Genomic DNA, 5,069 nt, shown 5'->3' with positions numbered 1-5,069 from the left:
CCCACCTGCCCCGCACCGACCAGCTGACCCGCCGCAGCATGCTCCGACTGATGGGGCTCGGCGCCGGCGCCGTGACCCTCGGGAGCCTCGCCGCGTGCGCCCCGTCCGGCGGGACGGCCCCGGCCCCCGCCGCTACGACAGGAGGAGCCACCGAGGACTTCTCGTTCTCGTCGTGGTCCCTGTCCGAGGAGAACCCGAAGCCCGTCATCGAAGGTCTCATGTCGACCTTCGGCGCCGACAAGGGCGTCACCATCTCTCCCGTGTCCTACCCGTACAACGAGTACCTCAACCAGCTGACCCTGCAGACCCGCGGCGGTCAGTTCTCCGGCGCAGCGCAGGTCGACGTCGCGTGGCTCGGCTCGCTCGCGGCGCTCGGCAAGCTGCAAGACCTCTCCGGCCTCGCCGAGGGCCGCGGGTACACCGACGCCGCGCTCGCCGCGAGCCGGTACGACGGCGCGCAGTACGGCCTGCCGTGGACGATCGGGGCGATCGGCCTCGTGACCAACACCGAGCTGCTCGAGAAGGTCGGCATCAGCGAGGTCCCGTCTGGCATCGAGGACTTCGAGGCGGCGCTCCTCGAGCTCAAGGGGATCGGCGGCGGCGTGATCCCGTACGCCGCGTCGACCAAGGTCGCCCAGCTCAAGGACATCCTCATCTGGATGCAGACCTTCGGCAGCCCGCTCGTCGAGGACGGGACCGTGACCATCGGTGACGACGCGAGCGTCGAGGCCGTCACCTGGTACAAGAAGCTCTACGACCAGGGGCTCATCGCCCCGGACGTCGACCGCTTCGACGCCCGTGCCCTCTTCAGCCAGGGCAAGGCCGCGATCTACGACGACGCGATCGTCGGTCGCGGGGCCGTCGTCGCCGACTCGCCCGACCCAGACTTCGAGAGCAAGCTCGCCCCCGCATCCCGGCCTGTCCTCGCGGCGGGCGACGACCCGCGCGCCTTCGTCTGGGGCCACGCCGTGGTGGTCGTCGACGGGCCCGGCGCGGGCACCGCAGCCGAGTTCGCGCAGTGGATCACCTCCGACACCACGGCGACCACAGGGTTCTTCGACAAGCTCGGCCTGCCGCCCACGACCGAGGCGGCGCTCACCTCCGAGGTCGTCACGAACGACACCTTCACCAAGGACTTCGGCGACAAGATCACCGCCACGGCGACCACGAACCCGTTCTGGGCCTTCCCGCAGTACGCGCAGGTCGAGGCCGTCATCGCCGAGAAGGTCCAGGCCGTCCTCGTCGGGTCGAGCGACGCCGCGACAGCCATGCGCGAGGCCGGCGAGCAGGCCCAGGCCCTCCTCGGCTGAGCCGGTCTCGCCGCCCTGCGAGGAGCTGCGAGCAGGCCCAGTCCTCGGCTGAGCCGGGCTCGCTGGCCTGCGAGGAGCTGGCCTCGCTCTCCAGGGCTCAGCGGGCCCCGCGCTCCCGCAGCCCCCCTCCCCACCCGTCATCTCCCGCACCACGAAGCACCTACGAAGGATCCTCATGCTCAAGCAAGTCGTCGAAGCCGATGTCGTCGTCGTCGGAGGTGGCCTCGCCGGGGTCTGCGCCGCCGTCGCGGCTGCACGCCGGGGGGTCGACGTCGTCCTGATCAACAACCGCCCGGTCCTCGGGGGGAACTCCTCCTCCGAGGTCCGGGTGTGGGTGTGCGGCGCGACAGCGCACGGCAACCAGCGGTGGGCGCGCGAGACCGGGATCATCGGCGAGATGTACGTCGAGAATCAGTTCCGCAACCCCGAGGGGAACCCGGTCTACTGGGACGACGTGGTGCTCGACACCGTCCGCCGGGAGAAGAACATCCGGCTGTTCCTCAACACCGACGTCCGCGACGTCGTGGCCTCTGGTCCCGAGGACGCGCGCCGGGTCGAGACGGTGACGGGCTGGACCATGGGGTCGGAGATCCTCACGACCTTCCGCGCACCGGTCTTCCTCGACTGCACGGGGGACGGGCTCGTGGGGCACCTCGCCGGGGCGCGGTACAGGCTGGGCAAGGAGGCCCGCTCGGAGTTCGACGAGGAGTGGGCTCCTGACGAGCCCGTCGAGGAGTTCCTCGGCTCGACGCTGCTCTTCTACACCAAGGACCTCGGTTTCCCGGTGAAGTACGTGGCACCGGAGTCGGCCAAGGACATCCGTGACACCCCGATCCCGACGTCACGGGTGATCCGCAGCGGGGACTCCGGCGCGCACTACTGGTGGGTCGAGTGGGGCGGGGAGCTCGACACCGTGCACGACAACGAGACGATCCGCGACGAGCTGCGCTCGGTGATCCTGGGAATCTGGGACTACATCAAGAACTCCGGGGAGTTCGACGCCGACACCCTCACCCTCGAGTGGGTGGGCAACGTCCCCGGCAAGCGCGAGTACAGGAGGTTCGTCGGCGACTACACGCTGACGCAGAACGACATCGTCGAGCAGACGTCGTTCCCGGACACCGTGGCCTTCGGCGGGTGGTCGATCGACCTGCACCCGGCGGCGGGGATGTACCACGAGGGTTCTGGGGCGGTCCAGAGGTTCTCCGACGGGGTCTTCGAGATCCCGTACAGGTGCCTCTACCCGGCGAGCACCTCGAACCTGCTGGTGGCGGGACGCAACATCTCGGCCACGCACATCGCCTTCGGCGCGAGCCGGGTCATGGCGACCTGCGCGGCCCTCGGCCAGGCAGCCGGGACGGCGGCCGCGCTGTGCGTCGAGCACGCAGTGACCCCGCGCGAGCTGGGGACCCACCACCTCGCCGAGCTGCGCCGCGCGCTGCTGCGCGACGACGCGCCCATCATCGGAGCCGTCAACGACGACCCGGACGACCACGCCCGCACGGCACGCGTCACGGCGTCGAGCACCCTGTCGTCGATCGGCACCGGGCCGGGGCGGTCGTTCGGGGGCGGGGAACGTCGCGACGGAGGCACGGCGCCTGGCGCAGCCCAGGTCCCAGCCCCACCCACCGACCTCGTCGCCGAGAACCGGGCGACGCCGCACCCGCTGGTCGACGACCTCGGGATCGTCCTGCCCGTGCACCCACGGCTCGACAGCATCGACCTGCTGGTGTCGCGGGCTGTGCTCGAACCTGCGGGCGGCGGGGATCCTGTCGGAGGCACACATGCTGTCGCCGGTGCGGCCCCGGTCGACGGCGCAGTCACCCGTGACGACGCGGCGTCTCCCGACAGCGCAGCCTCACGGGACACCGCAGCCTCTCCCGACAGCGCAACCTCCGCCCACCGCACACCCCCCTCCCCGCTGGTCGTCGAGGTGTGGTCGACCGGCAAGCCCCAGAACGTGGTCCCGTCCCGGCTCGAGGTGACGACCAGCGTCGAGGTCCCGGCCGGTGAGGCGAGATGGGTCCGCGCGCAGCTGGACTACCAGCCCGGCTCCCCCGAGACCGCGATCGTCGTCCTGCGCGCCGACCCGTCGATCACCGTGCACCTGACCGATCCTCTGCCGCCCGGTGTCCTCACCCTGGTCCACGGTGCCGCCTCGGACGACCAGAACGTCGAGGTGAGCCAGTCGGAGCTCCTCGTGCAGTGGCCCACCCGGCCGCTGCGCGGACGCTCGGTGTGCTTCGTCGCCCACCCCGAGTCCGAGGCGCTCGCGCCAGAGCGGGCGACCTCGGGCGGCAACAGGCCCTACGGGGGACCCAGCATGTGGGCCTCGGTGCCGATGTCGCCCGGGACGCCCGAGTGGCTGCGCCTCGACTGGGACGAGCCCGTCGAGGTCAGCGAGCTCGTGCTCGTCCTGGACGACGACGTCGACCTCGAGCTCAACACCCTGCACCACCACAGGTCCCCGCACGAGACCATCCCCGAGCTGGTGCGCGACTACCGCGTGGAGGTGCTGACGGCCGACGCGCAGGGCGCGCCGGCTGGCGACCGAGACGAGGCACAGGCACCCGCCACTGCGCCCAGTGGGGCGCCGGCGACAGAGCCCTCGACGGACCTCGCGGACGAGACCTGGACCGTCGTCGCCGACGAGACGGACAACCGCTGGCGACGCCGGGTCCACAGGCTCCCCACCCCGACGCGGCTGCGCGCGGCACGGGTGGTCGTGACCGCGACGAACGGGACGCCCCAGGCGCGCGTCGTCGCACTCAGGGCCCAGGCCTGAGCTGGAGGTACCGTGACCTACCAGACGCGCGACACGAAGGCTCAGACGAGGGGCGGCAGGGTGCAGGAGGACGAGGCGACGACGCCGTCGCGTGGTGCGGCGCTGGCCCGGCGTGACAGGACCGGTCTCGTCGCCCTCGCTGTGCCGGACCTCGAAGAGCCCTACTTCGCCGAGCTCACCGGCCTGCTCGTGCGCCGAGCCGAGGCGCGCGGCCTGTCGATCCTCATCCAGCAGACCGCCGGGGTGCACGAGCGTGAGGTGACCGTCGCGAACGGGGTCGGGCTGCCCCCGACGGACGGGCTCATCCACATCCCGCGGTCTCTGACGGTCGCGGACCTCACGCGTCGGACCTCGCCCGGGCCTCTCGTGCTGCTCGGGGAGCACATCGTGTCGAGCCCGTTCTCGCACGTGACCATCGACAACCGGGCGGCGGCGTTGGCGGCCACCCTGCACCTCGTCGAGCGGGGGTGCCGCCGCCTGGCCGTCGTGGGGCCACGGCACACGACCCCGTCCGACGCTGCCGACAGGCGGGTCGCGGGCTTCCGGGACGCCGTCCAGGCCCAGGGGTGGGAGGTCGACTCGGACCTGGTCGGACCTGTCGGCGCCTTCACCTCGCACGAGGGCCAGCGGGCGATGCGCACGCTGCTGGACGCTCACGAGCCGCCCGACGGTGTGCTCTGCTCGAACGACTCCGTGGCCTTCGGGGTCATGCGGGAGCTGCACGTCCGGGGGTTGCGCGTCCCTGAGGACGTCGCCGTCATCGGCATCGACGACGTGAGCGGCGCCGAGTTCGCGACCCCGTCGCTCAGCTCCGTGGCACCTGACAAGTCGGCGATCGTCGACTCGGCGCTCATGCTGCTCGAGCGTCAGATCGCCGCGCCACCCGCCGCCGACGTCCCGGTCGAGCAGGTGGTCGTCGGATTCACCCTCCGGGCCCGGGAGAGCACGGCGCGGTAGGGACGGCGGGGTAGGGA

3 protein-coding genes are annotated in these 5,069 nt (G+C 71.7%); all 3 read left to right on the top strand.

Features of this window, described 5'->3' with window-relative positions; translation table 11 throughout:
- A partial coding sequence (locus tag HZZ10_RS18945) for a sugar ABC transporter substrate-binding protein (protein ID WP_306526238.1) occupies positions 1-1,310 on the top strand: 1,310 nt, incomplete at its 5' end.
- Between the two features lie 175 nt (positions 1,311-1,485).
- Complete coding sequence (locus tag HZZ10_RS19745; protein ID WP_228087829.1) at positions 1,486-4,095, top strand: FAD-dependent oxidoreductase; 2,610 nt, start codon at positions 1,486-1,488, stop codon at positions 4,093-4,095.
- A gap of 12 nt (positions 4,096-4,107) precedes the next feature.
- Entirely contained in the window at positions 4,108-5,052 is a 945-nt protein-coding gene (locus tag HZZ10_RS18935; protein ID WP_308507625.1) for a LacI family DNA-binding transcriptional regulator, read from the top strand.
- The last annotated feature ends 17 nt before the right edge of the window (positions 5,053-5,069 follow it).

The organism is Sanguibacter inulinus (assembly GCF_013415325.1).
GTDB lineage: Bacteria > Actinomycetota > Actinomycetes > Actinomycetales > Cellulomonadaceae > Sanguibacter > Sanguibacter inulinus.
Note: the sequence above shows the minus strand (reverse complement) of the source record. Positions and strands in the feature narration are given on the sequence as shown.

What these genes read in the sequence shown, in the direction of transcription:
- HZZ10_RS19745 (WP_228087829.1), top strand. Translation starts at nt 1,486, where the DNA reads ATGCTCAAGCAAGTCGTCGAAGCCGATGTCGTCGTCGTCGGAGGTGGC.